Raw genomic sequence first — 25,230 nt, forward strand, 5'->3', positions numbered from 1 at the left:
GTCCCCGCCATCGTACGGCCGTTTCGTGACCAACCATGGAACGCCTGACGGAACGATGCCCCCTCGTGACCCGGATGCATGAATATGAGCGTCGTCACGGTGAATCCTGCACAGCCGATCATCCAGTGGTCTCGTTCGGTCTCAAGGTGCGGACGAGGAGGAATGCTCCGGCCGTGCTGGGGCGCGTCCGCAGGGGGAGCACCGGCCCGCCTCGGGGCCGGTGCCACCTGCGTGTCGTCGTGGAGCGGGCTACTTCTGGGGAGCGGACTTCCGGGTGGTCGATTTCGCCGGGGTCTTGCGGGCGGTGCTGCGACGGGCGGGCTTCTTGGCCGGCCCCTTGGCCCGCTTCTCGGCCAGCTTGTCCACGGCGATCTGCTCGGTGATGGACTCGACGGACTCCCCGGAGCGCAGCGACACGTTGGTGGTGCCGTCGGTGATGTACGCGCCGAAGCGGCCGTCCTTGATCACGATCGGCTTGCCGCTGGTGGGATCGGTGCCCAGCTCCTTCAGCGGCGGCTTGGCGGCGGCCCGGCCCCGGGTCTTGGGCTGGGCGTAGAGCTTCTCCGCCTCCTCCATCGTGATGGTGAACATCTGCTCCTCGGTCTCCAGGGAGCGGGAGTCGGTGCCCTTCTTGAGGTACGGGCCGTAGCGGCCGTTCTGGGCCGTGATCTCGGTGCCGTCCTCGGTCGTGCCCACCACGCGGGGCAGGCTCAGCAGCCTCAGGGCGTCCTCGAGGGTGACGGTCGCCAGGTCCATGGACTTCAGCAGGCTCGCCGTGCGGGGCTTGGGCTTCGCCGCCTTCTTGGCGGTCTTCTTCGCACCGTTCGTGGTCTCCGCTGCCTCGGGCTCCGGCAGCACCTCGGTGACGTAGGGGCCGAAGCGACCGTCCTTGGCGATCAGCTCGTGCCCGGTCTCCGGGTCGGTGCCCAGCACCCGGCCGTCGTCCTTCTGCCGCTCCAGGAGCTCCAGGGCCTTGGCGACCGTGAGCTCGTCGGGGGCGATGTCGTCGGGCACCGAGGCGCGCTGCGGATCCGCCCCCTCGATCTCCTGGCCGTTCTCGTCCCGGGCGGGCCGCTCGACATAGGCGCCGTAGCGGCCCACCCGAAGGGTGATGCCCTCGCCGATGGCGATGGAGTTGATCTCGCGCGCGTCGATGTCACCCAGGTCGTCCACCATCGGCTTCAGGCCGATGGGGCCGGAGGTGCCGTCGCCGCGGTAGAAGTCCTGCAGGTAGTCCGCCCGTCCCAGCTCGCCGCGCGCCATGCGGTCCAGCTGCTGCTCCATGTGGGCCGTGAAGTCGTAGTCCACGAAGGTGCCGAAGTGCTCCTCCAGCAGGCGCACCACGGCGAAAGCGGTCCAGCTGGGCACCAGGGCGGTACCCCGACGCAGCACGTAGCCGCGGTCCTGGATGGTGGCCACGGTGGAGGCGTAGGTGGAGGGCCGGCCGATGCCGCGCTCCTCGAGTGCCCGCACCAGGGAGGCCTCCGTGTACCGCGGGGGCGGGGTGGTGGTGTGGCCGTCGCTGGTCAGCTCGCGGGTCTGCAGGCGTTGGCCCTCGCTCATCTGGGGCAGACGCTTGTCGTCGGAGTCCTCCGCGTAGCGGGAGGTGTCGCGGCCCTCCTCGTACGCGGCCAGGAAGCCGCGGAAGGTGATCACGGTGCCGGCCGCGCGGAAGGTGGCGGACCGGCCGTTCTGCTCCAGGGCCAGCTCCACGGTGGAGGTGGTGCCCTTGGCATCGGCCATCTGGGAGGCCACGGTGCGCTTCCAGATCAGCTCGTACAGGCGGAACTCGTCCCCGCTGAGCTGCCCGGCCACCTCTGCCGGCGTGCGGAAGCGGTCGCCGGCCGGGCGGATCGCCTCGTGGGCCTCCTGCGCGTTCTGCGACTTCGAGCGGTACAAGCGGGGCTTGTCGGGCACGAACTCGGAGCCGTACAACTCGGCCGCCTGCCCGCGGGAGGCGGCGATGGCCTCCTTGGACAGCGCCACCGAGTCGGTGCGCATGTAGGTGATGTAGCCGTTCTCGTACAGGGACTGCGCCACCCGCATCGCCTGGCGGGCCCCGAGCCGCAGCTTGCGGGAGGCCTCCTGCTGCAGGGAGCTGGTGGTGAACGGCGGGGCGGGCCGGCGGGTGTGGGGCTTGGACTCGAGCTTGGTGACCTCCGCCGGGGCACCGGTGAGGGCCTCGATCAGCTCCCGGGAGGACTGCTCGGTCAGCACCGTGGCGCTCGTGGCGCGCGAGGTGAGCGTGCCGTCGTCGGCGAAGTCGCTGCCGGTGGCCACGCGGGAGCCGTCCACGGTGGCGATCTTGGCGGAGAAGGCGGCGCTGTCGGTGGCGAAGGAACCGGTGACGTCCCAGTAGTCGGCGGCCACGAAGGCCATCCGCTCCCGCTCGCGCTCGACCACCAGCCGGGTGGCCACGGACTGCACGCGCCCAGCGGACAGCGACGGGCCGATCTTGCGCCACAGCACAGGGGACAGCTCGAAGCCGACGAGGCGGTCCAGGATGCGGCGGGTCTCCTGCGCGTCGACCAGGTGGGAGTCGATGTCGCGGGTGTTCTCGAGGGCCTCGAGGATGGCGTCCTTGGTGATCTCGTGGAACACCATGCGCTTGACGGGGAGCGCCTTCTTGGGCTTCAGGGTCTCCAGCAGGTGCCAGGCGATGGCCTCGCCCTCGCGGTCCTCATCGGTGGCGAGGTAGAGGGTGTCGGCGTCCTTGAGGGCCTTCTTCAGCTCGGCGACCGTCTTCTTCTTCTCCGGGCTGACCACGTAGTACGGCTCGAAGCCGCCGTCCACGTCCACCCCGAAGCGGCCGAACGGGCCCTTCTTCATCTCCGCCGGCAGGTCGCGCGGCACCGGGATGTCGCGGATGTGCCCCACCGAGGCCTGCACCACGAAGTCGTCGCCGAGGTACCGGCCGATGGTGCGAGCCTTGGCCGGGGACTCGACGATCACCAGATGCCGTCCGCCAGTCACGTTGATTCGTCCTTCCTCGCCGCGCACGTCGCGGCCCGTCCGCCGTGGTCCGCCACCGGGGACCAGGGTCGCCGGCGAGGGGTTCCCCGCCCGGCGATGGTTCACGGTACACGCTCCGATGCAGTCCTCCTGCGCGGTTCCGGGGCGCGCAGCAGCAGCACCAGCGCCATCCACAGTGCCGTCCCGCCGCAGATCACCGCCACCGTGGTGCGGTACGCGGCCTGCTGATGGGCGGGCTCGTGCAGCACCAGCGGCAGCTCCAGTGCGGTGAGGGCCACCACGCCCAGCGCCAGCGCAGTGCACCCGGCCATCGCCAGCAGCAGCGCGATGAACGCCTCACCGGGCGGCAGGGGGTCCCGAGCGGCGGGGGAGGGGGCCCGACGCTGCTGCACCGTGCCGTCCACCGCCAGCATCAGGAAGGTCCAGGCGGCCACCACCGCGATAGCCCCGGCCACATCACTGGCGCGGTGCCAGCCCAGGGCCAGGGTGCCGATGCCCGCACCCGCGGTCCACACCGTCCCCAGCACCGCCACCGGGCCCCGTGCCCTGCCGGCCACCAGTACCAGTGCCACCGCCGTGGAGGCCGCCAGCGTGGTGTGTCCGGAGGGGAAGGAGTTGGGTGTGATGTCGATGCCCGGCCCCAGGACGTCCCGGGTGACCACCAGGTGCTTGATCACCTGGGTGCTGAGGTTCGCGCCGCCCACCAGAACGCCGAGGGGCATCAGCAGGTCCACGCGCCGTCGCAGCACCGCGATCACGGCGACACAGGCCAGGGCCGCGAGCACCACCGGCAGGCTGACGGTTCCGGCCGCCAGACCCACTGCCTGGGAGACGAGGCCGGTGTCCAGCTGGGCGCCGCTGAGGGTGAGCTGGTCCAGGCGCTGCCCGGATGCCGTGCCCACCGCCACCCGGGCCAGCAGGACCACCATCGCAGCGAACGCCAGTGCCAGCAGGCCGCTGACGACCGGGCGCACCGGGACTGCGGGCCCGCGCCTCACAGCTCGAGCATCCCCGTGAGCAGCAGCTCGCGCAGCTGGGGCATCAGACGCTCCTCCACCTGATCGGGGTCATCCCCCGTGAGGGCGCACACTGCACCGATGGTCTGCCCCAGCGTGAGGGTGCCGTCGAGAGCCCCCACCGTTGCTGCGAGCACCTGATCCGCTGGGATCGTGCGAGCCAGACCGGCGCCCTGGACCAGCTCGATCAGGCTGGGGTCCCAGGCGCCGGGCACCAGGTGGCGCCGTTCGATGAGATCCGCGGCGCGTCGGGGCCGGGTTCGGGCGAGCTGCGCATCGTCCAGGGCGCGCAGGCGCTGCATCATGCGCAGTCCGGCTGCGAGGTGCCCGCCCAGGGAGCCGCTGCCGGTGCCGGTGGCCTGCTCGATGCGCATGGTGCCGGCGGGTCCGCCCGCCGGGGCGGTGCGGCGCGCGCGGGAGTCGGGCCCGATCCTCGGCAGCGGCCGCGTCGGTCGGGGCAGCGGGCAAGGGGCGGCGCATCAGCACGTAGCCGAAGCCGATGTCGCGCACGTTGCGGCTCTCGAAGTCGTCCAGCCAGCCGTCGATGAGGCAGGGCCATTGCGGGTCGCGGGGCGTGATGCCCCCGTCGCGGGCCCAGGTGCCGGCGTACTGGGCGGGGTCCTCGCTCTCCCGCTGGATCACCCAGCAGTCCAGGCCCTCGGCCTGCGCGCGAGCGAGCCAGCGCCGCGGGTGCTGGTCCCACTCCTGACTGCCCGAGCGCTCCCAGTTGCCCAGCATCACGGCGGTGCCACCCGGCGCGAGGTGCGCGGGCAGCGCCTCCAGCAGCTCGGCCAGCAGCGAGTCCCCGGCCCTGCCGCCGTCGCGGTACGTGAAGCGGTCGGCGTCGTCGCCGGGTGTGCGCGGGGTGATGACGAACGGGGGGTTGGAGACGATCAGGTCGAACGTCTCTCCGGCCACCGGGTCCAGCAGCGAGCCCTGACGCACCTCCACCTGCGCCCGGTTCAGGGCGGCGTTGAAGGCGGTGAAGGCCAGTGCCCGCTCGGAGAGGTCCGTGGCGATCACGTGCGTGGCATGGCGGGTCGCGTGCAGCGCCTGGATGCCGCTGCCGCAGCCCAGGTCCAGCACCCGGCGCACCCTCGCGCGCGGGGTGATGCGCGCCAGGGTGAGGGAGGCGCCGCCCACACCCAGTACGTGGTCGGGCCGCAGAGCTGCCCTGGTGGCCAGCTCCGAACGGTCCGAGGCGATCCACCAGTCGATGTGGCCGTGGTCGTCCTGCGCGGAGTAGGGGGACAGGTCGATCGTCGCGTGCAGCAGGGAGGGGGCCCCGCTGGCTGCGGCCCGGCCAGCGGCGGGAGCCAGGATCCCCAGCTGCTGCGCTCCCCCGGTACCGAGGGTGGGCAGCACCTCGGCCACACGTGCGGCAGGCAACTCCGCGCCCAGCGTGAACAGGGAGAACAGGATCGCCGCCGGATCCGATGCCCCGGCCAGCGCTCGCCGCGCAGGCAGGGGGTCCTCCCGGTGCAGGGCCGCCACGGCGACCTCGCCCAGCAGCTGTTCGGTGCGCTCGACGGTGTACCGGGCCCGGCTCAGGTCACCACGCAGCGCCTCCACCAGGTCGGGAAGCAGCTGCGGGGCCGCCGCAGGAGTGTCGGAGCGCATGGCTACGATTGTGCACCAGCAGTCGAGAGGCGGTGCCGGATGCGCGCAGGGAGGGCGGAGGATCTGCTCGCCGCGCTCAGTGCACCCCCGCTGCGCAGCGGCTGCCTCACCCACGTGGAGCGGATCCCCGCCCGCACGGGCCGTCGTGGCAGCTTCCCCGCCTGGACCGATCCGCGCCTGGTGGAGCATCTCGGCGCCTGCGGCATCACCGCTCCGTGGACCCACCAGCAGCAGGCCGCCGAGCTCGCCCACGCCGGTCGCAGCGTGGTGCTGTCCACCGCCACCGCCTCCGGCAAGTCCCTGGCCTACCTGCTGCCGGTGCTCAGCGACATCGGCGCCCGGGAGTTGGATCCCGCGGCCCGCCGCGCCACCGCCCTGTACCTCGCCCCCACCAAGGCGCTGGCCGCCGATCAGCTCACCAACATCACCGCCATGACCGAGGGCGCCGGGTTGCGGGACGCCAGGGTCGCGGTCTACGACGGGGACACCCCCACCGAGCAGCGCCGCTGGATCCGCCGCCACGCCACCGTGGTGCTGTCCAACCCGGACATGCTCCACTTCGGCATCCTGCCCGGCCACGAGCAGTGGGCGAGCTTCTGGCGGGCCCTGCGGTACGTGATCATCGACGAGTGCCACAGCTACCGCGGCGTGTTCGGCAGCCACGTGGCGATGGTGATGCGCAGGCTGCGGCGCATCGCCGCCCACTACCGGGCCGAGCCCACCTTCATCCTGGCCTCCGCCACCACCGCCAACCCGGAGCTGTCCGCCTCCCGCCTGGTGGGCCTGGACGTTGAGGCCGTGACGGAGGACGGCTCGCCACGTACGGGGCTCACGGTGGGGCTGTGGGAACCGGGCACGCGGGCGGTCGTCGACGGGCGCCGTCCAGCCGGTGACGGCGGGCACCGCCCGGCCGACGGCCACGCGGGCACCGGCGGCTCCGCCCCCGGGTCCCGAGGCTCTGAGCACGGCCCGCTGGGCCAGGGCGCCGATGATCTGGGCCACGCCGTCGAGGGTTCGCGTGCGGCCGGTGGAGGTCGCACCGAGGAGCCGCTGCGTCGCTCCGCCACCACCGAGTCCGCGGCCCTGCTGGCCGACCTGGTGGCCAAGGATGTGCAGACCCTGGTGTTCGCGCGCTCCCGTCGCGGTGCCGAGCTGGTCGCTGGCGGCGCTCGCCGGATCCTGAACCAGCAGGCCGAGCAGACCTCCTCGGCCGCCCTGGCGGATCGGGCGCAGCGGGTGGCCGCCTATCGCGGCGGGTATCTCGCCGAGGAGCGCCGCCGCCTGGAGGACGACCTGCGCTCGGGGCAGCTGCGGGCACTGGCCTCCACCAACGCCCTGGAACTGGGCATCGACATCGCGGGACTGGACGCCGTGGTGATCGCCGGCTGGCCCGGCACCCGCGCCTCCCTGTGGCAGCAGTTCGGTCGCGCGGGCCGCCGGCAGGACGCGGGTGGGGCCGCCCTGGCGCTGTTCGTGGCCCGTGAGGATCCCTTGGACACCTACGTGGTGCATCATCCGGAGACGGTGTTCGGGGCCGAGGTGGAGGCCTCCGTGTTCGATCCGGCGAACCCGTACGTGATGACCCCGCACCTGTGCGCCGCAGCCGCCGAGCTGCCCATCCAGGTGGGCCAGGAGGAGATCTTCGGCCCCTCGGCACGGGAGCTGCTGGGCACCCTGGCGGCGCGCGGTGTGCTGCGCGCCCGCCCCACCGGCTGGTACTGGACCATGACCGAATCCGCGCACCACCTCACCGATCTGCGTGGCAGCGGCGGGGAGCCGGTGCGGATCGTGGAGAAGGGCAGCGGCACCCTGCTGGGCACGGTGGACGCCGCCAGCGCCCACACCCAGGTGCACGACGGGGCCGTCTACCTGCACCAGGGCAGGAGCTTCGTGGTGGGCCAGCTGGACGTGGAGCGTGCGGTGGCGTTCGTGCACCGCGAGGACCCGCTGCACTCCACCCATCCGCAGTCCGCCTCCACCATCCGCATCCGGCAGACCGACCGGGAGGCCGCATGGGCCAGCGGGGTGCGCCTGTGCTTCGGCACCGTGGACGTCACCGACCAGGTCACCGGCTACCAGGTGCGGGACGTGTACACCCAGGGGGTGCTGGCCCAGCACCCCCTGGACCTGCCACCGCGCACCCTGACCACCAAGGCCGTGTGGTGGGTGATCCCTCGTGCCACCACCGACGGTGCGCAGATCCCCGGTGAGGAGCTGCCCGGCGCGCTGCACGCCGCCGAGCACGCGGCGATCTCCATGCTGCCGCTGCTGGCCACCTGCGACCGGTGGGACATCGGCGGGGTCTCCGCCGCCCATCACGAGGACACCGGTGAGCCCACGATCTTCGTGTACGACGGGGCTCCCGGCGGTGCCGGCTTCGCCGAGCGCGGGGCCGATGACGCCGCCGCCTGGCTGCGGGCCACGGCCGACATGATCGGGGAGTGCGGCTGCGAGGCGGGATGCCCGGCCTGCGTGGTCTCACCGAAGTGCGGCAACGGCAATGAGCCGCTGTCCAAGGCGCAGGCGCTGCGCCTGCTGGGACTGCTGCACCCGGCCGGGTGATCAGCGCGCGGGCCTTCCTGCGGCCGACGGGCCCGTGACCAGGCACTCAGCTCCATCTCCCGCTCCGGCGCCCGCTCCTTGCGCAGGAACGTAGCAGGCTGTGGGCTGGACCGCCGTGCATTCGCCGGGACAGGTGCACGATCACGGCACGTCCGTGGGAGAGGGGCCGGCCCGCGCCCGTGCCCCGAGCGCCGGCAGCGGAGCGGCCCTCACCTCCACCTGCACCAGGACGTCCTGCCCCTGCACCTGGCAGGAGCTGAGGAGCGCGCCGTTGCGGTCTGCGGCCTCGGCGGCGACCTGGCACGGCGCACTCGCGCCGACGGCCAGGGCGTCGGACGCAGCCAGGGCGGCCAGATCCGCGGCGGTGGCAGCCCGGGCCTGGGCGAGCATCCCGCCACCCAGCAGGCCCGCCCCGGCGACCACCGCGCTCGCCGCTCCGGTCCAGGCCAGGACAGCGGCCGCGCCCGTGCTCATGGTGTCCCCGCCCCGGTCAGGTGCGGTTCCCGGCGGGCCGTGGCATCGGCGCTCAGCTCCCACCGGGCACCGGCGAGCGGGCCGGTGTCGACGTGCAGGGTGCGGGAGGTGGTGACCAGCACCCAGGGGCCGTCCCCACCGATCGAGACCGTGACGTCCTCTCCGCCGATGCGACGTGCCGTCGCGGTGGCCGTGGCCTCGTCCTCCCCCCGGGCCAGCTCGCGGGCGGCCCCACGGGCGGCGCTCTCGAGTCGCACCTGCGTGCTGATGCCGGTTCCCACCACCAGGATGACCAGCACCATCGCCACGATCACGGGGAGCACGACGGCGGTCTCCGCGGTGGCGGACCCCCGGTCGTCCCACAGACGGGACGACCGGGAGGACCGCGCGGTCACGAGCCCGAGGCGAGCGCCGAGGTGATGATGCCGAGCAGCAGCTCGCGCACCTCCCCGGACGCCAGCAGGGCCACCAGCACCGCTGCGAAGCCGCAGGCCGCCAGCACGGTGATGGCGTACTCGGCGGTCGAAGCGCCGGTCTCGTCGCTGAGTGCACGCCGGAGACGGCGGTGCATCGTGCGGATCGTCGTGGACATGGTGTCTCCTTCGGTCAGGGACGGCGGGTGCCGTCCGATGGAGGCGACGGGTGTCGCCGGATCGGGGCAGCGTCGTGCTGCCGGGGACCCCCCGCGGATGCGGGGAGCCCGACCGGGCCCGGGTGAGCGGGACCGGGGTGCGAGGGGACGTGGCGGTCACGTCCCGGTGAGGGTGATGGCACCGCCCAGCAGCGACATGACGGTGGGGATGATCCCCAGCACCACGAACGCGGGCAGCAGGGTGAGACCGGTGGGCAGCACAAGGCGCACGGCCAGCCGGGCGGCGCGCTCCTCCGCGTCGCGGGACCTGCCTCGGCGGGCATCCTGGGCGGAGGAGCGCAGCGCTCCGGCGAGGTCGGCCCCGGCGGCCTGGGCCAGCACGGCGGACTGCCCCAGCGCCGCGAACTCCGCGGGCAGCTGGGCCGTGGCGATCGCCGCCGGCACTCCGGAGCGCAGTGACCCCGCCGCCCGCGCGAGGGCCTCGGCATCGGCACCGGGGGAGAGGGACGCCGCCACCGCCTCGATCGCGGTGGGCAGAGGAGACCCGGCGTCGAGGGCTCCGGCGATCAGCTCGAGCACCACGGACGGGTCGACGTCCTGGGCCGCGGGTGGATCGGCTCGGCGGATCAGCCGATGCATCCACCACCAGCCCGTTCCGGTCAGCAGCAGTCCGGCGCCTCCGAGCAGCGTGCCCGTTCCAGGGGTGAGCAGCAGGCGGAGCGGGTCCCCTCCCAGCAGCATGCCCAGGCCCAGCCCGGCGAGGGGAAGGACCAGCAGGATCCGGGCAGTGGACCGGGGCCCCGCGAACGCGGTGCGACGGGCCAGGGCGGAATCGTGCAGGTCTCGCACCGCGGTGGCCAGTCCCTGCAGGACCCCCGCGGTAGGAGCCCCCGTCCGCTCGCACACCGCCAGTGCCGCTCCCAGGGAGCCGACGGCTGGCGACCCCCTCAGGGACCCGCTCGCCACGCGTCGTGGATCCCCGCCTGCCGCGACGGCACGCGCGAGGTCCGCCAGCTCCCCGTCGGGAAGGGACCGGGCCACGGCGCTCCAGGCCTGCCGCAGCCCGGATCCTGCCCCGATCACGGCCGCCAGACGTTCGACCATCAGGGCGATGTCCAAGGCCCCTGGCCGCACGGCGCGGGTGAGCCTCCCGGAGGAGGGGCCGCGCGATCTGCCCGGCACCGGTGGCGCCAGCACCCACACCAGCAGGAGCACCAGGGGTGCCACCAGCCAGCCCGGGCCGAGACCCGTTCCCATCAGGCAGCCCTCCTGCGAGCAGGGGCAACGGCCGGTGACGGGGACACGGATGCCCGGCCCGCGTCGAGCCGTCGCGCGAGGGCAGCGGCGGCGGGGCCCTCCACCAGGCCATCGGCGTGGGCGCGCAGCGCCGTGGTGCTGGTGAGAAGACCGTCCTTGCCGCGGTGCAGAAGAGCGATCTCCTCGACCCTGCGCTGTGCACCGTCGCGCCCCAGATGCAGCACCACCTCCAGGGCACTGCTCACCTGCGCCGCCAGTGCGCCACGGTCAAGGCCGCCGAGAGCGCCGAGGGCTTCGAGACGTGCGGGCACGTCCTGTGCAGTGTTCGCGTGAACGGTGCCGCAGCCGCCCTCGTGCCCGGTGTTCAGCGCCTGCAGCAGCTCCCGGATCTCCGCTCCGCGGCACTCGCCCAGCACGATGCGATCCGGACGCATCCGCAGGCACTGCCGCACCAGGGAGGCCAGGTCCACCGCCCCAGCGCCCTCACTGTTGGCGTGACGGGACTGCAGGTGCAGTACATGGCAGTGATCCACGGCCAGTTCGAGGACGTCCTCCACCACGATGATCCGCTCACTCATCGGGACCTCCCTCAGCATCGCTGCCAGCAGGGTGGACTTCCCGGTTCCGGTGCCGCCGGTCACCAGGAAGGGCACCCGTGCCTTGATCACAGCGGAGAGGACCGCTCGCAATTCCGGACCGAAGGCGCCCAGCTGCTGCAGGCCATCCAGATCCAGCCGGTGCGCCGCCGGCAGGCGGAGCGAGATGATCGCCCCGCCGGTGGACAGCGGTGGCAGCACCGCATGGAACCGGATCCCCGACGGCAGGTGGGCATCCGCCCATGGCACGGCGTCGTCCAGGCGCCGACCCCCGGCCGTTGCGAGTCTCACCGCGAGATCGCGCGCCTGGGCGGGGCCGAGCTGGACCGCTGCCTCCCGCAGTCCGTGCTCGCCGTCGACCCAGACCCGACCGTCGTCGTTGACCAGGATGTCGGTGACTCCGGGGCCTGCCAGTGACTGCAGTGGCCCCAGCCCGTCGATGTGGTCCCGCACCTTGGCCGTGAGCTCGAGAGTGGAGGCCGCGCCCAGTACTCGTCCGTCCTGACGCAGCAGCCGTGCGACGCGGGGAACGTCCACCGTGCCGGGGCGCTGCACCAGGTCCTCGCGCACCAGTTCCAGCAGGTGGTCGAGCTCCGGGGGAGCCGGCGGCGGGGTGAGGGACGGAGCTGTCATGAGCGCAGCCCTCCTGTGCTCCCGTTCCCGCCTGCCTCGAGCAGGGAGGTCAGGAAGGAGCGGCAGGCCCGATCGGCGCCGCCTCGGCGCACGTCCAGCAACGGGACGGCGCCCGGGGCGCTGTCTCGGAACGACATGGCGAGGGGGAGGCGCAGATCGGTTGCCACCTCGGAGGGCGAGAGCGGCCCGCGCCTGCGCACCGCCACGGAGGAGAGTCCGTGCGGGAGCGCCCACTGGCGAAGACGACGTGCGGCGGCCCGGACGGCGTGATCGGTTGCGGGAACCACGATGAGCAGACGGTCGAGGTGCGTCGCGGCGACGGGAACCAGAGCGGGGGAGAGGTCCACCACCACGGTGCCTCCAGCGGGCTCGAGGGCGTGGAGTGCGTGCTCGAGCCCCGAGGGGTCCGGGCCGGGGCCGTCGCCGGCGACCAGCAGACGCACCTCGTCCACCACCGGCAGCGCCTGGCGCAGTGCTTCGCCGTCGGTGCTGCCGACGGTGGCCACGTCCTGCCAGCCGACATCCGGGTGCTGGGGTGCCTCCACCAGCAGGTCCAGCCCACCACCCAGCGGATCCGCATCCACCAGCAGCGCGTTGCCGTGGCGTGTGGCGGCCGCGGCCAGGCGGGCCGCCAGGCTGGAAGCACCGGCACCCCCGCAACCACCGACCACACCCAGCAGCAGGGAGCGGCGTCGGGGGCGGGCGGCACGGGCCAGATGGGTGAGCAGGGAGTCGGACTCCGCCGGCAGCCGCAGCACTGCTCGTGCCCCGTTCTCGAGAGCGGAGCGCCACTGCTCCTGGCTGATGGTGGGCGCGTCCGTGAGCATCAGCAGTGCGGCCTCGGGAACCGTCGGCAGATCATCGGCCAGAGGCGTCTCCGCCTGGGCGAGCACGACCGCGACCGTGCTGGAGTTGGTCGATCCGGCGTCCACCAGTTCCAGGCCGACGGCGGTGGCATGGTCGTGGGCGAGTTCGCGCAGCGGGCCAGCCGGCCCCACCCATAGAGCGCACGTGCCCCGTTCCTGGACGCTGCCGTCCACGGGGGCTGCGGTGCATGCAGGCGGGGGAAGCGGGACCGGGGTCGGGGCCCCCGTGACCCAGGACGAAGGTCCCTGGTCGCGCCGGTGGCCCACGCCGAGGCCGCCGCTGTGGTGCCGGCGGCCTGCGATGGAGCGAAAGTGCTGGTCATGCGGCCATCGTTGCCGCATCCAGTGGAGGGCGACAGTGCTCCTCGCCGATCGTGGACAACCCTGCATTGGGGAGGAACCCGAGGTCACGCACACCCCTTGCGCGCTCGCCCGGGGCGACGTAGTGTGATCTGCACAACGACGAATACCGGCAACGGAACCCACGTGCGACTGGTCCCCGCAACGGACCGGCTGCGAGGTGTCGAAAGCGCCACCGCAGCCATCACACATGGCACGCCTGATCCCGTTGCACATGGCTCGTCGGGAGCGGCGCCGCGATTGATCGCGACGCCGCTCTTCTTGTGCCTGGGCTCGTGGCCCGGCGCCCCGTGCCCGGTCTCCGTCCGCTTCCCGGGCCCGATCTCGCTCACCCGTCGCCGACGACGGGACGGAGCCTCAGAACTCCAGGTCCACCACCACCGGGGCGTGATCGGAGGCGCCCTTGCCCTTGCGCTCCTCACGGTCGATGAACGACCCGGTGACCGCTTGCTGCACGGCCGGGGTGCCCAGCACGAAGTCGATGCGCATCCCCTCCTTCTTGGGGAAGCGCAGCTGCTGGTAGTCCCAGTAGGTGTACACCCCGGGGCCGGGGTTGTCCGGGCGCACCACGTCGGCGAAGCCCGCATCGACCAGCGCCTGGAAGGCGGCCCGCTCCGGCTCGGTCACGTGGGTCTTGCCCTCGAAGAACTCCATCGACCACACGTCCTCGTCGTGCGGCGCCACGTTGAAGTCACCGACGAACGCAACGCGCGCCTGCGGGTCCTCGGCGAGCTCCCGTGCGCCCTCGGCCCGCAGGGCGTCCAGCCAGCGCAGCTTGTACGCGAAGTGGGGGTGGTCGATCTCGCGGCCGTTGGGCACGTACAGCGACCAGATCCGCAGACCGTCGCCCACCACAGCGCTGATGGCCCGCGCCTCGGCCACGCCGGTCTCGTCCTCCGGCCATACGGGCACCGCCGGCAGCTCGGGGCGCACGTCCTCCAGGCCCACGCGGGAGACCAGCGCCACCCCGTTCCACTGGTTCAGGCCGTGGGCGTGGACCTCGTAGCCGGCCTCCACCAGCTGGGTGAGGTCCAGCTGGGCGGGCTTGGCCTTGGTCTCCTGCAGGGCCAGCACGTCGACCTGATGGCGGTCGAGGAAGGCGAGCACACGGTCCATCCGGGCACGCAGGGAGTTGATGTTCCAGGTGGCGATGCGCATGGCCCCGATCCTACGGGCCGTGAGCCCGTGGCGGCCTGACGATGGCTCCACCTGCGATTACCATCTGGACATGGCGCGCGCACTCGTCACCGGATCCACCTCAGGGCTGGGGTTGGAGTTCGCCTGGCAGCTGGCCGGGACCGGCCACCACCTGGTGCTGGTCGCGCGCAACGAGGACCGCCTGCGCACCATCGCCGCGCAGATCCGCGACGTCCACGCGGTCGAGGTCGAGGTGCTCGCGGCCGATCTCTCCGACCGCGCCCGGCTGGACCGAGTGGCCGTGCGCCTGACCGACCCGGTGGACCCGGTCGACCTGCTGGTCAACAACGCCGGCTACGGGCTTCGGGGAGGGTTCCTCGAGATCGGCGTCGAGGACCACGAGAAGCAGATGGACACCCTGATGCGGGCGGTGCTGGTGCTGTCCCACGCGGCGGCGCGCTCCATGGTGCAGCGTCGCCGGGGCGCCATCATCAACGTCAGCTCCTTGGCCGGGTACACCACCGCCGGCCCGTACGCCGCCTCCAAGAGCTGGGTCACCGTGTTCACCGAGTCCCTGGCCGCGGAGCTGAAGGGCACCGGGGTCAGCGCCACCGCGCTGCTGCCCGGGTTCGTGCAGACCGAGTTCCACGAGCGGGCCTGCATGAACATGGAGGGCCTGCCGCGGGTCACCTGGCTGAAGGCCCCGTTCGTGGTGGAGCAGGCCCTGAAGGACGCAGCCCGGGGCACGGTGCTGTCCATCCCCTCGGTGAAGTACCGGACCGCAGGGGAGGTCTCCCGCATCGCACCGCGCTCACTGGTGCGGGCACTCACCTCCCCGAACTGGTACCACCGGCTCCAGCAGAACGCGGTGGTGCGCTCCCGACGGCGTGCCTCCCGCCGCAACCTTCATGCCCCCTGGCAGCGCGAGGACCCGCCGCAGTAGCTGCCCTCGCTGCGGTGCCGCTCCGGTCGGCTCCTGCCCGCTGCACACCGCGCGCCGGGCCATGCGCGCCAGTACCCTGGGGCGCATGCCCGACACCACCCCCACCTCCGACCGCCCCGAGAGCTCAGGCCAGAGCTCCGCTCTCACCGCCGACCGGGAGCGCCTGCGCCGGTTGATCCGTGACCTCGCCGTGGTGCGCGGCCAGGTCACCCTGTCCTCCGGCGCCCAGGCCGACCACTACGTGGACCTGCGGCGCATCACCCTGCACCACGAGGCCGCACCCCTGGTGGGCCGCGTGATGCTGGACCTGCTGCGGCGCGAGGGCCTGGTGCCCGGCATCGACGCGGTGGGCGGCCTCACCCTCGGAGCGGACCCGGTGGCCACCTCGATCCTCCATGCCTCCGCAGCGCAGGCGGAGCACCCGCTGGACGCCTTCGTGGTGCGCAAGGCCAACAAGGCCCACGGCCTGCAGCGGCGCGTCGAGGGACCGGACGTCGCCGGCCGCCGCGTGGTCGCCGTCGAGGACACCTCCACCACCGGTGGCAGCGTGCTCACTGCCTGCGAGGCCCTCACCGAGGCCGGGGCCGACATCGCCGCGGTCGCCGTGATCGTGCATCGCTCCGACGCCTCGCGCCAGGCCGTCGAGCAGGCCGGTTACCGCTACCTGGCGGCCTACGACATCTCCGAGCTGGAGATCTGAGGGAGGCGCTCAGACCTCCGGGACGGCGAAGGTGTCGCAGGACTCCACGGTGCCCTTCTCGTAGCCCGTGATGAACCAGGCCTGACGCTGCTCGGAGGAGCCGTGGGTCCAGCTCTCCGGGTGGATGCCGCCACCGGCGACCTCCCCCTGGATGTGGTCGTCGCCCACCGCAGCGGCCGCCGACAGACCGGAGGCGATGTCCTCCTGGGTCAGCGGCTCCAGCATCCGCACCCCGTCCTCGTCGACGGTGTTGGCGGCATGGTGCGCCCACACCCCGGCGTAGCAGTCAGCCTGCAGCTCCAGGCGCACCGCATCGGACTGCGGTCCGGTGTCCTGCCGGTTCGCCCGCTGCATGGAGCCCTGCAGGTTCTGGATGTGATGGCCGTACTCGTGGGCCACCACGTAGATCTTGGCCAGCTGGCCCCCGTCGGCCCCGAACCGGGACTCGAGCTCGCCGAAGAAGGAGACGTCCACGTAGATGCTGGCGTCGGCCGGGCAGTAGAAGGGGCCCACGTCGCTGGTGGCCGGGCCGCAGCCGGTCTGCACCTGGCCGGTGAACCCCTGCCCGCCGGGCTCGACGAACTCGATGCCCGAGGCGGGGGCGAGCTCGGACCACAGCGAATCGGCCGATTCGATGGTGGCCTGCACCAGGCAGTCGTCGCGCTCGTTCGCGTCCTGACCGGTGTCGCATCCCTCGAGCGTGCCGCCCTCGGCGACAGGGCCCGGCTGCGGCTGGCTGCCGCCGAGCAGGGCCCCCGGGTCGCCCCCCATCAGCATGTAGACCAGGATCACGACCAGCAGCAGGCAGCCACCGCCGCCGCCGATGGCGACGCCGCCGCCACCGCGCCCGGGGCGGAACCCGCCGCCGAAACCGCCGCCGCCGCCGCGAGAGACGTTGTCAGAGCGGATCTCCGCGTTGGGATTGAAGGTCATGGCCACAGAGTAGACGAGCGTCACGTCCGGGGGTATCGGTTCACCGACGCGCCTGACGCCTGGTCGAGCACCGGCGGGCATGACCGGATGAGGTGGATGCGGGCAGTGCCACAGCCCGATCCGAGACGGTGCCGCCTACCATGGGCCAGTCCGCTCGTGCATCTGCCGGGGGGAACGCGCGAGAAGTCCGCCCTCGCGCCCCGAACTCGGAGGAGCTGCTGCATGAACATCGTCGACTGGGCCGTGGAGACGATCGACCGTTTCGGCGCCTTCGGTGTCGCCCTGCTGATCTTCCTGGAGAACGTCTTCCCCCCGATCCCCTCCGAGGTGATCCTGCCGCTGGCCGGCGTGACCGCCGCCGGGCCCAACAACACCTACGCCGGCATGCTGATCGCCTCGATCATCGGCTCGGTGACCGGGGCATGGCTGCTGTACGGCCTGGGCCGACTGTTGGGTCCGGAGCGCCTGCGCTGGGCGTTCATCCACCTGCCGCTGCTGAACGTGGACGACTACGACAAGACCGTCGACTGGATGGACAAGCACGGTCAGAAGGGCATCTTCTTCGGCCGCATGGTGCCGGGGGTGCGCTCGCTGATCTCGATCCCCGCGGGCCTGTACAAGATGCCCTTCTGGATGTTCACCCTGCTCACCGCCCTGGGCAGCGCCATCTGGAACACCATCTTCGTGACCTTCGGCTACACCCTGGGCAGCAACTGGACCGTGATCGAGCCCTACACCGATGTGATCTCCAAGATCGTCTACGCGATCATCGCGATCGCCCTCGTGTGGACCCTGATCAAGCTGATCCGCCGCGAGAAGCGCCGCAGGGAGCTGGGTCTTCCCGATCCCGACGAGGAGCAGAAGAAGGAGCTCCGTGAGAAGGGGGACGATGACGCACGCTGAGCCCGCCCAGGAGCGCGAGGTCGGCGTCGGCCCCCACCCCGAGCCCTGGCCCGAGGACCCGCACCTGGATCCGGAGCTGCTGGCCCACGGCGACCGCCGCAACGTGCTGGACCGGTACCGCTACTGGCGGCGCGAGGCGATCATCGCCCACCTCGACACGTCCCGCACGGCCCTGCACGTGGCGATCGAGAACCTCGAGCACGACGCCAACATCGGCTCGGTGGTGCGCACCGCCAACGCCTTCAACGTGGCCGCCTTCCACATCGTCGGCAGGCGGCGCTGGAACCGCCGCGGTGCGATGGTCACCGACCGCTACCAGCACGAGCTGCACCATCCCGATGCAGCCTCGCTGGCGGCCTGGGCCCGTGCGCAAGGACTGTCCATCGTGGCGATGGACCTGGTGCCGGGAGCGATGCCCATCGAGCACACCGCATTGCCGCGCGACTGCCTGCTGGTGTTCGGCCAGGAAGGGCCGGGTCTCAGTGAGGACCTGCTGGCAGCAGCGGACCAGGTGGTGGGCATCAGCCAGTTCGGCTCCACCCGCTCCATCAACGTGGCCGCCGCCGCGGCGATCGCCATGCACACCTGGGTGGTGCAGCACGTGGACGTGCCGCGGGGACCGCTGGCCTGAGCGGCTCTCCGGGCTCGGCTCCGCCCACCGGCTCACGCAGCATCGCTCTGACAGATCTGCGACGAACGACGTTTTGGCGGGAACGCCTCCGCTCACCGGTCCGCCCTCCACGGGAGGGCAGCTGCCTAGAATCGCAGGATGCTTCCCGAGGCCACGCGCCGTCGTATCCGCTCCAGCGCCCGCGACGGCGCTCGCCGCCCGGAAGCCGCCCGTCCACGCGAGCAGCAGGCGGTGTGATGGCGGGGACCAGCGACGAGACGGTCGAGATCGCCTCGGAGCACCTGGCCTCGCGCATGAGGTGGCGGTCGCACAGCTGGCTGTGCCTCATAGGCGCGGTCGCGTGGCTGGCGCTGTGGATCCTCATCGAGGAGCGGATCGAGCAGGGCGCCGCTTGGACCTCGCCTCTCGCGGGCACGGGTCCGCTTCCGGGCGCGGCGCTGGAGAAGCAGAGCAAGGATTCGCACGCACCCGGTTCCGAAGGTGGCGGCAGCGGCAAGCATGTCGAGTCGGCGGGAGCCTTCGACATCCGTACGTTCATCGGGGCGCTGATCGGACTGTTCGGCCTGATCGTCCTGCTCACGGGCCTATTCGGGTTCAGTCCCGAGGAAGCAGCCAAGACCGGTGGTGTGAACGCGAACCTGTGGGCCGGTATCGCGATGATCGTGTTCGCTGCGCTGTTCGCGGTGTGGTCGAAAGTCGACCCGATCCGATTCGTGGTGCAGGACAACGCGGAGGGCGCCGAGGAGGAGCGGGACTTCGCCGCGCTCGACTGACGTCGGCCCGTACGGTGTTGCGCGTGCACCCTGAGTGCGCGCTGTGCCGCGGGGTCGTGAGTGGCCGATCCGCGGGGCTGAGACGCAGGCCACTCCCGGAGCCCGCGGGACCCTCCCCGGGGGCGGCCCGGGGCCACTGTGGAACAATGAACAAGGACGAGCGATCCCGTGTTGCATCATTGCGCCCGAGGTCGTCCCAGCAGTCTCTTCCTGAAGGAGAAATACCCCATGGCAGTTGTCACTCCCGACCAGTACAGCGCGATGATCGACCGCGCCAAGGCCGGCAAGTTCGCCTACCCCGCCGTGAACGTGTCGAGCTCGCAGACCGCGATCGCCGCCCTGCGCGGCTTCACGGAGGCCAACTCCGACGGCATCATCCAGGTCTCCTTCGGCGGTGCCGAGTACCTCTCCGGCTCCACGGTCAAGGACCGCGTGGCCGGCTCGATCGCCCTGGCCGAGTTCGTGCACGCCGTGGCCAAGAACTACCCGATCAACGTGGCGCTGCACACCGACCACTGCGCCAAGGAGGTCCTGCCCACCTGGGTGGAGCCCCTGATCGAGTGGGACCTCGAGAACCGGGTCAAGAAGGGCATGGACCCGCTGTTCCAGTCGCACATGTGGGACGGCTCCGCCGTCCCGGTGGACGAGAACCTCGAGATTGCCGAGCGTCTGCTGGCCAAGTCCGTCGAGGCCAAGAAGATCCTCGAGATCGAGGTCGGCGTGGTCGGCGGTGAGGAGGACGGCGTGGAGGCCAACGTCTCCAACGACAAGCTGTTCTCCACCCCCGAGGACGGCCTGAAGACCGCTGAGAAGCTGGGCCTGGGCGAGAACGGCCGCTACCTGACCGCCCTCACCTTCGGCAACGTGCACGGCGTGTACAAGCCGGGCAATGTGAAGCTGCGCCCCTCGGTGCTGCTGGACATCCAGAAGGCCGTCGGCGAGAAGTACGGCAAGGACATGCCGTTCGACCTCGTGATGCACGGCGGTTCCGGCTCCACCCTGGAGGAGATCCAGGAGGCCGTGGACAACGGTGTCATCAAGATGAACATCGACACCGACACCCAGTACGCCTTCACCCGTCCCGTGGTCTCGCACATGTTCGAGAACTACGACGGCGTGCTCAAGGTCGACGGCGAGGTGGGCAACAAGAAGGCCTACGACCCGCGCGCCTGGGGCAAGAAGGCCGAGGCCGGCATGGCCGCCCGCGTCGTCGAGGCCTGCGAGAACCTGCGCTCGGCCGGCACCCACGAGGGCTGACACGCACTCCCTCCGCCACCCGGCGGAACGAGACGGGGGCATCCACCAGCGGTGGGTGCCCTCGTCGCTGTTCGACTCAGCTCACCAGCGGTTGCCCTGCGCCCTGCGCATCACGGACTTCAGGGCCGGCAGCACGTCCGCCAGGAAGATCCCGGCGATCACCACGCCGATGATCATGAACAGCATCGAGGTGCCGCCCCGGCCGATCGGGTACGGAAGGGAGAGGAAGCCCAGCAGCATCGACACCCCCGTCAGCACGCACCAGAACACCTTGGTGCGCTTGCCCGCGGCCACGTAGGCGTCGGACCGGAAGCGGATCGCGTTGACGAACGCCCAGACCTCCAGGGCCAGCAGGGCGAGGGCGAGCACAGCGAAGATCCACATCTGGATGGCAGCGATCATCGCGCCAGGATAGTCGGATCGCCCGCATCCACCCTGGCAGCCCGGGCGGGCAGGAGGAGCCTTCCGCTAGGGCCGTCGGCGCTCCGGATCGGACCGGTCGGTGATCAGCAGTTCCAGGGCCTCCGTGGTCGCCGGCGGCTCCACGGCCTTCATCTCGCGGGTCAGGGGACGCGGGCCGATGGACTCCCCGTCGGCGGCGATCAGGAGGCTGGGCAGCAGGCGCTTGGCGTCCTTCGCCTCCAGACCGGTGGCCTGCAGCAGGTCGATCGCCAGGGAGCGCAGCTGGATCACGAGCGTCACCCCCTCGAAGTGCCCGGCCCGCCCCGGTCGAACCCCTGATCGTTCTTCAGCAGCAGCTCGGGGGTGAGGTAGGAACCGAACAGGCGCAGGCTGCGGCGGGCTGCGGTGAAGTCCACGTCGTCCTGGCTCACCGCCGCACGCAGCTCGGTGATGGCATCACGGGCGGCCAGCAGCGCATCGGCCAGGGTGGAGTGCGCATCCCCGTTGACGGCGGTGAGGAACTCGACCTCGCGCCGGGCGATCACGCGCAGGTTCCGCATGGCCCGGTCCGATCCGATCAGCAGGTGCTGGAGGCGCTCCACCCCCGCGGCGTGGCGGTAGGCGGGGGGGGAGTAGGTGGCCATCTCGTTGGCCGCCTCGTTCGCCACCTTCCACTCATCGGTGAAGGACTGCGAGGATATCCGCACCGACCGCAGCGCCGCCTGCGCCACGCTCACGTCCCCGCTGCGGGCGGCCAGGGCCAGGGTCACCATCGTGTCCTCGAGCTCCTGGAAGAAGTCGGTGGCGGCCCGGCGCTGAACGGAGCGAGGATCCCCGGTGGTCAGCAGATGGATCAGGATCGCGACGGTGACACCGGTCAGAGCGTCCACGACGCGCCCGCCCGGCGTCATCCCGGGCGTGACCGGCATGATCATCACCAGCAGCGACTGGATCGTGACCTGGAAGCCGAACAGGTTGCCGGAGTCCAGCAGGCGGGCCAGCAGTCCGGCCCCGAACACCACCACTGTGATCTGCCAGGTGCCCGGGCCGATGGTGGAGCGGGCCAGCTCGCCCAGCAGCACGCCGAGCATCACCCCGGCGCTCATCTCGACCACCTTGCGGATCTTCGTCTCCGTCCCGAAGCCGATGATGATGAAGGCGACGATCGAGGAGAAGAAGGGGTACTCGTGCCCCCACAGCAGGTGGCTGAGCAGGTAGGCGAGGGCGGCCGCCACGGCGGCGCGACCGATGGACAGGGCGTCCTGCCGGCCCCGGGAGGAGCCGGCGCGCACCCTCCCCGTCAGGCCTTGGCGCAGCCGCTCTGCGCGTGTCATGCGGTGGGCGCTCGGATCGTTCACGGGCGCACCGGGTCCGCCAGCCGCATCTGCAGCAGCTCACGGATCTCGAAGGTCTCCCCGTCGCGCGCGCCGCGGCCCACCACCATCGGGGCGGGGGACGGTTCAGGAGTGGCGCCGCGCAGTCGGGACATGAGGCCGCCCGGTACGCGCAGCACGTAGAAGCGGGCCTCCTCGTCGACGGCGAGGGTGAGATCGTGCTTGAGGTACCAGCCGGTGAGCGAGGTGCGGATGGTGCCGGCCCCGGTGAAGGGACGCGCCTGCAGGGGGACCGGCTCGATGCCGGCGGCCCGGAAGGCCCCGATGGCCTCGCGGATGATCGCCGTGGCGCGCTCGTGCTCGCTCTGCCGCTGCGCCTCCAGCGCCTGCTGCTGCGCCGCGATCACCTCATGGCGCTTGTTGGTCCAGTCCTGCTGCTCGCCCTCACCGCTCATGCCGCCATCATCCCAGGTGCGGGGGCGCGGCGCCCACAGCAAGCCGGTTCCACGGCGCGGCCGACGGGCCTGTCACGGGATCAGAGGCGTGCAGTGGCGGGGCGCTCCCCGTGGTCCCGGGGCAGCACGATCGGCTCCTGGGCTGCGTCCAGCCAGGCCCGGGCCTCACCGTCGTCAGCCCCGGGCTCGGGCACGGCCACCGCCAGCGGAGCGTCCAGGGGCACGGCTCGCTTGACCACGGCCAGTGCGATCGGACCCAGGTCCGCGTGGATCGCGGCGGAGGTCACGGTGCCCACGACCTTCCCGTCGGCGCCGCCCAGGCGCACCTGCCCGCCGGGGGCGACCGGCACGTCCTGCGATCCGTCCAGGTGCAGCATCACCAGTCGCCGGGGAGGCTGGCCGAGGTTCAGCACCTTCGCGACCGTCTCCTGCCCTCGGTAGCAGCCCTTGGTGGTGTGCACCGTGGTGCGCAGCAGGTCCAGCTCGTGGGGGATGGTGCGCTCGTCCACCTCCCGCGCGGCACGTGCGCGGTGATCGGCGATCCGCAGCGCCTCCCAGGCCAGCATGCCCGCCAGGTGCTCCTCCCGCCACGGCAGCGCCTGCAAGGCCTGTGCGTCCACCACTGTGAGCACTGCTCCGACCGGGTCCTCCGGGTCCGGGCCGTAGGCCACACCGCCCGGCGCCACCTGCGGCCAGCCGTCGCTCCACACCGCCACCGGTGCGGGCAGCTCCAGTGCAGTGGCATGCCCGGCCAGCACCTCGTGCGCCGGGGCCACGGCACCGAGGACCCGCAGGTCGTCCCGGTCGATCAGCTCGACCCGCGCGGCGAAGCGCATCATCTCCAGGTATCGGCGCAGCCCGGCGCGGCAGCCCGAGTCCAGGATCAGCAGCACGGAGTCCTCGGCCAGGAGCACCGCGGAGGCCAGATGCTCCACGCGGCCCTGCGGGGAGAGCACCGCCATGCTCGCACCGGCAGCCACCGAGGACCCGGTGAAGTCCTGCGAGGTGATGGTGGTGAGCCAGCTGCGGGCATCGGCGCCGCGCACCTCGAGCAGCTCCAGCTGGCCCAGGTCCACCACGGAGCGGGAATCCAGCAGCCTCCGCTGCTCGCGCAGGGGCGCCCCGTAGTGCGCGGGCACGGCGGCATCCGGGCCCTCGCCGAGCACGGCCCGCTGCCGCAGCAGCGGCGGTCGTACTGCCGATGTGCTCCCGGCGGCAGGCTCGGCCGACGTGCCGGGCACAGGATCGGGGACGACGGGATCAGGCACGGTCGAGCTCCAGGGACAGATAGGGGATCATGGCGGACTCCTCGGCGACGTGGCCGCCGGTCGCGGTGTCGCCTGCGCGTCTCTCCCACAGCCACATCAGCCGCCCCGACACGTACCCGGCCATGCGAGTCTCCAGCACCCGGGAGGTGCCCTCGTCCCGGCGGGCCAACTGGATGCGGGGGCCGCGCACCTCTCCTGCCCATGCGGCCTCAGGTGCGGCGTCCTCGTCACTGGTGGGCTCGAAGCGGGCCGTGAGGCCGTAGGAGACGAACCCGGCCGGACTGCCGGGCGCGGCCTCGCGAGCGGCCTGGAGATCCTGACCGGGCAGGGGATCGCCCACGATCCACTCGCCGCGCTCGCGCATCAGCAGGCGGCGCTCACCGGTGCCTCCCTGGCGCGGTGGCGGCGCGTCCTCGCGTGCGAAGACGCTGGTGGGCGGCAGCGGGGCGGCCTGATCGACCGTGTGGATCTCGGACACCCAGGCAAGGGTGCCGTTCTCGGTGGGGGTGCATTCCAGGCGCTGCTCGACGCGGAGGTCACCGGCGTCGGCTCCCGGGCGATGCAGAGCACCGCTGCCCTCCCAGGTGCCCACCAGCCAGGCCAGCGGGTACAGGGAGGAGGGCAGGGAAGGATCGAGGGAGATCGGCACGGCGCTGCCTCCGGCCGCTCAGCGGCCGAACAGGCGGGCGAGGACCAGGACGGCGAAGGCGAGCGTGCCCACGCCGACGAGGACCACCAGGGCGAGGAAGAACAGGGAGAGAGCGGACATGAGGGTGAGTCTAACGGCTCAGGTCAGCAGGTTCACGGCCAGCAGCGTCATCACGCCCACCGTCGCGACCGGGGCACCCGCCACAGCGAGGGAGGCCGATGGTCTGCGTGCCATCAGGGAGGAGCCCAGCAGCAGGTGGGAACCGCTGGCTCCCACCGTCGTCACCAGGCCTGTCGCCGCAGCGGGAACGGGGCCCACCCCGGCCAGCACCCCGGCGAGGAGGGTGATCACGGCCGTGCCCAGCAGTGCGGCCAGCAGCAGCCGGGGCAGCGAGGGCAAGGGGGCGGCCCCGGCCAGGAGCGTCACCGCCAGGCCCAGGGCGATCGCGGCCACCAGCCCGGTGCGGCCTGTGCCCACGGCATCGGACTGCGCCAGCACCCAGCAGCTGCCCAGGCCCGTGAGCATCACCCCGGCGACGGTCCCGGTGAGGGAATCGGTCAGTCGGGAGCGCTCACGACGCACCATCTGGTGGACGAAGGAGGCGAACACCCCGACCGCGCACACCATGATCACCGCGGCCACGGCCCCGGTGCGCTCCGCCACGACCAGGGAGAACAGCGCGCCCAGCACACCGGTGCCCGCCACCACCAGGCGCGTGCCGGGCGCCGAAGGCAGCTCCAGCAGGTCCGGCCACGCGATCCCCACCAGCACCCCGAGCAGCGCGACCGTCAGCGCCACCAGGGTGGGAGAGAGGGGGCCGGTGAGGGCGACCAGTGCCATCAGCAGCGCCAGGGCGGCACCGAGCGGGGCGCGCTCGGGAGCGATCATGGGGCGGG

General features: G+C 72.1%; 25 protein-coding genes. 7 read left to right on the forward strand and 18 right to left on the reverse strand.

Annotated elements, in window-relative coordinates:
* Positions 1-249: 249 nt before the first annotated feature.
* The 3 genes from topA to IOE58_RS04850 form a co-directional block, all read right to left on the reverse strand.
* Entirely contained in the window at positions 250-2,973 is a 2,724-nt protein-coding gene (topA, locus tag IOE58_RS04840) for a type I DNA topoisomerase (protein WP_193865279.1), read from the reverse strand.
* Positions 2,974-3,074: 101 nt separating this feature from the next.
* Positions 3,075-3,971 carry a phosphatase PAP2 family protein gene (locus tag IOE58_RS04845; RefSeq protein WP_348981871.1) on the reverse strand — a complete coding sequence of 299 codons (897 nt, stop codon included), beginning with the start codon at positions 3,969-3,971 and terminating at the stop codon, positions 3,075-3,077.
* A gap of 69 nt (positions 3,972-4,040) precedes the next feature.
* On the reverse strand, positions 4,041-5,609 hold the full coding sequence (locus IOE58_RS04850) for a DUF7059 domain-containing protein (protein ID WP_348981872.1): 1,569 nt from the start codon (positions 5,607-5,609) through the stop codon (positions 4,041-4,043).
* A gap of 39 nt (positions 5,610-5,648) precedes the next feature.
* On the opposite strand from IOE58_RS04850, the gene IOE58_RS04855 reads away from it, so the two are divergent.
* The gene (locus tag IOE58_RS04855) at positions 5,649-8,171 is read left to right on the forward strand and encodes a DEAD/DEAH box helicase (RefSeq protein ID WP_193865280.1); all 2,523 of its coding nucleotides are present in this window, start codon (positions 5,649-5,651) and stop codon (positions 8,169-8,171) included.
* A gap of 141 nt (positions 8,172-8,312) precedes the next feature.
* On the opposite strand, the gene IOE58_RS04860 is transcribed toward IOE58_RS04855, so the two are convergent.
* From IOE58_RS04860 to IOE58_RS04890, 7 genes are all read right to left on the reverse strand, one after another.
* Entirely contained in the window at positions 8,313-8,645 is a 333-nt protein-coding gene (locus IOE58_RS04860; RefSeq protein ID WP_193865281.1) for an Rv3654c family TadE-like protein, read from the reverse strand.
* A complete protein-coding gene (locus tag IOE58_RS04865; protein WP_193865282.1) occupies positions 8,642-9,040 on the reverse strand; it encodes a TadE family protein in 399 nt (132 codons plus the stop codon). The genes IOE58_RS04860 and IOE58_RS04865 overlap by 4 nt, the downstream gene beginning before the upstream one ends.
* Complete coding sequence (locus IOE58_RS04870) at positions 9,037-9,237, reverse strand: DUF4244 domain-containing protein (protein WP_193865283.1); 201 nt, start codon at positions 9,235-9,237, stop codon at positions 9,037-9,039. Before IOE58_RS04870 ends, IOE58_RS04865 begins: the two co-directional genes overlap by 4 nt.
* 156 nt (positions 9,238-9,393) lie before the next feature.
* Positions 9,394-10,494, reverse strand: a complete 1,101-nt coding sequence (locus IOE58_RS04875) for a type II secretion system F family protein (protein ID WP_193865284.1) — start codon at positions 10,492-10,494, stop codon at positions 9,394-9,396.
* On the reverse strand, positions 10,494-11,723 hold the full coding sequence (locus IOE58_RS04880) for a TadA family conjugal transfer-associated ATPase (protein ID WP_193865285.1): 1,230 nt from the start codon (positions 11,721-11,723) through the stop codon (positions 10,494-10,496). The genes IOE58_RS04875 and IOE58_RS04880 overlap by 1 nt, the downstream gene beginning before the upstream one ends.
* On the reverse strand, positions 11,720-12,763 hold the full coding sequence (locus IOE58_RS04885) for a CpaE-like family protein (RefSeq protein ID WP_348981873.1): 1,044 nt from the start codon (positions 12,761-12,763) through the stop codon (positions 11,720-11,722). The genes IOE58_RS04880 and IOE58_RS04885 overlap by 4 nt, the downstream gene beginning before the upstream one ends.
* Positions 12,764-13,306: 543 nt before the next feature.
* Positions 13,307-14,107, reverse strand: coding sequence for an exodeoxyribonuclease III (locus tag IOE58_RS04890; RefSeq protein ID WP_193865286.1), 801 nt, complete (start codon positions 14,105-14,107; stop codon positions 13,307-13,309).
* Between the two features lie 70 nt (positions 14,108-14,177).
* Here IOE58_RS04890 and IOE58_RS04895 point away from each other — a divergent pair, with 70 nt between their 5' ends.
* Together IOE58_RS04895 and IOE58_RS04900 are read left to right on the forward strand one after the other, a co-directional pair.
* Positions 14,178-15,029, forward strand: coding sequence for an SDR family NAD(P)-dependent oxidoreductase (locus IOE58_RS04895; RefSeq protein WP_193865287.1), 852 nt, complete (start codon positions 14,178-14,180; stop codon positions 15,027-15,029).
* An 85-nt stretch (positions 15,030-15,114) separates the two neighbouring features.
* Positions 15,115-15,729 carry an orotate phosphoribosyltransferase gene (locus IOE58_RS04900; RefSeq protein ID WP_193865288.1) on the forward strand — a complete coding sequence of 205 codons (615 nt, stop codon included), beginning with the start codon at positions 15,115-15,117 and terminating at the stop codon, positions 15,727-15,729.
* Positions 15,730-15,738: 9 nt separating this feature from the next.
* Here the strand turns inward: IOE58_RS04900 and ypfJ are convergent, their stop codons facing one another.
* A complete protein-coding gene (gene ypfJ, locus IOE58_RS04905) occupies positions 15,739-16,662 on the reverse strand; it encodes a KPN_02809 family neutral zinc metallopeptidase (RefSeq protein ID WP_193865289.1) in 924 nt (307 codons plus the stop codon).
* A gap of 222 nt (positions 16,663-16,884) precedes the next feature.
* Here ypfJ and IOE58_RS04910 point away from each other — a divergent pair, with 222 nt between their 5' ends.
* The 4 genes from IOE58_RS04910 (at position 16,885) to fbaA (ending at position 20,226) form a co-directional block, all read left to right on the forward strand.
* Positions 16,885-17,565 (forward strand): DedA family protein, encoded by a 681-nt coding sequence (locus IOE58_RS04910; protein WP_193865290.1) that lies wholly within the window; start codon positions 16,885-16,887, stop codon positions 17,563-17,565.
* Positions 17,552-18,196: a TrmH family RNA methyltransferase gene (locus IOE58_RS04915; protein ID WP_193865291.1), complete on the forward strand. Its 645-nt coding sequence runs from the start codon at positions 17,552-17,554 to the stop codon at positions 18,194-18,196. The genes IOE58_RS04910 and IOE58_RS04915 overlap by 14 nt, the downstream gene beginning before the upstream one ends.
* A gap of 236 nt (positions 18,197-18,432) precedes the next feature.
* The gene (locus tag IOE58_RS14225) at positions 18,433-18,969 is read left to right on the forward strand and encodes a hypothetical protein (RefSeq protein WP_228018938.1); all 537 of its coding nucleotides are present in this window, start codon (positions 18,433-18,435) and stop codon (positions 18,967-18,969) included.
* 228 nt (positions 18,970-19,197) lie between these two features.
* On the forward strand, positions 19,198-20,226 hold the full coding sequence (gene fbaA / locus IOE58_RS04925; protein WP_193865292.1) for a class II fructose-bisphosphate aldolase: 1,029 nt from the start codon (positions 19,198-19,200) through the stop codon (positions 20,224-20,226).
* A gap of 81 nt (positions 20,227-20,307) precedes the next feature.
* On the opposite strand, the gene IOE58_RS04930 is transcribed toward fbaA, so the two are convergent.
* The 7 genes from IOE58_RS04930 to IOE58_RS04955 all read right to left on the reverse strand — a co-directional run bounded on the left by IOE58_RS04930 (position 20,308) and on the right by IOE58_RS04955 (position 25,222).
* Positions 20,308-20,628 (reverse strand): DUF2516 family protein, encoded by a 321-nt coding sequence (locus IOE58_RS04930; RefSeq protein ID WP_193865293.1) that lies wholly within the window; start codon positions 20,626-20,628, stop codon positions 20,308-20,310.
* A gap of 66 nt (positions 20,629-20,694) precedes the next feature.
* A complete protein-coding gene (locus IOE58_RS14230) occupies positions 20,695-20,928 on the reverse strand; it encodes a hypothetical protein (protein WP_228018939.1) in 234 nt (77 codons plus the stop codon).
* The gene (locus IOE58_RS04935; protein ID WP_348981874.1) at positions 20,925-21,986 is read right to left on the reverse strand and encodes an FUSC family protein; all 1,062 of its coding nucleotides are present in this window, start codon (positions 21,984-21,986) and stop codon (positions 20,925-20,927) included. The genes IOE58_RS14230 and IOE58_RS04935 overlap by 4 nt, the downstream gene beginning before the upstream one ends.
* On the reverse strand, positions 21,983-22,417 hold the full coding sequence (locus IOE58_RS04940; protein WP_193865294.1) for a hypothetical protein: 435 nt from the start codon (positions 22,415-22,417) through the stop codon (positions 21,983-21,985). The genes IOE58_RS04935 and IOE58_RS04940 overlap by 4 nt, the downstream gene beginning before the upstream one ends.
* 80 nt (positions 22,418-22,497) lie before the next feature.
* Complete coding sequence (locus IOE58_RS04945; RefSeq protein WP_193865380.1) at positions 22,498-23,658, reverse strand: CAF17-like 4Fe-4S cluster assembly/insertion protein YgfZ; 1,161 nt, start codon at positions 23,656-23,658, stop codon at positions 22,498-22,500.
* A 19-nt stretch (positions 23,659-23,677) separates the two neighbouring features.
* Positions 23,678-24,334: a heme-binding beta-barrel domain-containing protein gene (locus tag IOE58_RS04950; protein WP_193865295.1), complete on the reverse strand. Its 657-nt coding sequence runs from the start codon at positions 24,332-24,334 to the stop codon at positions 23,678-23,680.
* Between the two features lie 138 nt (positions 24,335-24,472).
* Positions 24,473-25,222 carry a hypothetical protein gene (locus tag IOE58_RS04955; protein WP_193865296.1) on the reverse strand — a complete coding sequence of 250 codons (750 nt, stop codon included), beginning with the start codon at positions 25,220-25,222 and terminating at the stop codon, positions 24,473-24,475.
* Between the last annotated feature and the right edge of the window lie 8 nt (positions 25,223-25,230).

It is taken from the genome of Brachybacterium epidermidis, assembly GCF_015209585.1.
In the GTDB taxonomy this organism is placed as follows: domain Bacteria; phylum Actinomycetota; class Actinomycetes; order Actinomycetales; family Dermabacteraceae; genus Brachybacterium; species Brachybacterium epidermidis.

What these genes read in the sequence shown, in the direction of transcription:
- IOE58_RS04850 (WP_348981872.1), bottom strand. Translation starts at nt 5,609, where the DNA reads ATGCGCTCCGACACTCCTGCGGCGGCCCCGCAGCTGCTTCCCGACCTG.
- IOE58_RS04855 (WP_193865280.1), top strand. Translation starts at nt 5,649, where the DNA reads ATGCGCGCAGGGAGGGCGGAGGATCTGCTCGCCGCGCTCAGTGCACCC.
- IOE58_RS04860 (WP_193865281.1), bottom strand. Translation starts at nt 8,645, where the DNA reads ATGAGCACGGGCGCGGCCGCTGTCCTGGCCTGGACCGGAGCGGCGAGC.
- IOE58_RS04870 (WP_193865283.1), bottom strand. Translation starts at nt 9,237, where the DNA reads ATGTCCACGACGATCCGCACGATGCACCGCCGTCTCCGGCGTGCACTC.
- IOE58_RS04875 (WP_193865284.1), bottom strand. Translation starts at nt 10,494, where the DNA reads ATGGGAACGGGTCTCGGCCCGGGCTGGCTGGTGGCACCCCTGGTGCTC.
- IOE58_RS04880 (WP_193865285.1), bottom strand. Translation starts at nt 11,723, where the DNA reads ATGACAGCTCCGTCCCTCACCCCGCCGCCGGCTCCCCCGGAGCTCGAC.
- IOE58_RS04890 (WP_193865286.1), bottom strand. Translation starts at nt 14,107, where the DNA reads ATGCGCATCGCCACCTGGAACATCAACTCCCTGCGTGCCCGGATGGAC.
- IOE58_RS04895 (WP_193865287.1), top strand. Translation starts at nt 14,178, where the DNA reads ATGGCGCGCGCACTCGTCACCGGATCCACCTCAGGGCTGGGGTTGGAG.
- IOE58_RS04900 (WP_193865288.1), top strand. Translation starts at nt 15,115, where the DNA reads ATGCCCGACACCACCCCCACCTCCGACCGCCCCGAGAGCTCAGGCCAG.
- ypfJ (WP_193865289.1), bottom strand. Translation starts at nt 16,662, where the DNA reads ATGACCTTCAATCCCAACGCGGAGATCCGCTCTGACAACGTCTCTCGC.
- IOE58_RS04910 (WP_193865290.1), top strand. Translation starts at nt 16,885, where the DNA reads ATGAACATCGTCGACTGGGCCGTGGAGACGATCGACCGTTTCGGCGCC.
- IOE58_RS04915 (WP_193865291.1), top strand. Translation starts at nt 17,552, where the DNA reads ATGACGCACGCTGAGCCCGCCCAGGAGCGCGAGGTCGGCGTCGGCCCC.
- IOE58_RS14225 (WP_228018938.1), top strand. Translation starts at nt 18,433, where the DNA reads ATGGCGGGGACCAGCGACGAGACGGTCGAGATCGCCTCGGAGCACCTG.
- fbaA (WP_193865292.1), top strand. Translation starts at nt 19,198, where the DNA reads ATGGCAGTTGTCACTCCCGACCAGTACAGCGCGATGATCGACCGCGCC.
- IOE58_RS04930 (WP_193865293.1), bottom strand. Translation starts at nt 20,628, where the DNA reads ATGATCGCTGCCATCCAGATGTGGATCTTCGCTGTGCTCGCCCTCGCC.
- IOE58_RS04940 (WP_193865294.1), bottom strand. Translation starts at nt 22,417, where the DNA reads ATGAGCGGTGAGGGCGAGCAGCAGGACTGGACCAACAAGCGCCATGAG.
- IOE58_RS04955 (WP_193865296.1), bottom strand. Translation starts at nt 25,222, where the DNA reads ATGATCGCTCCCGAGCGCGCCCCGCTCGGTGCCGCCCTGGCGCTGCTG.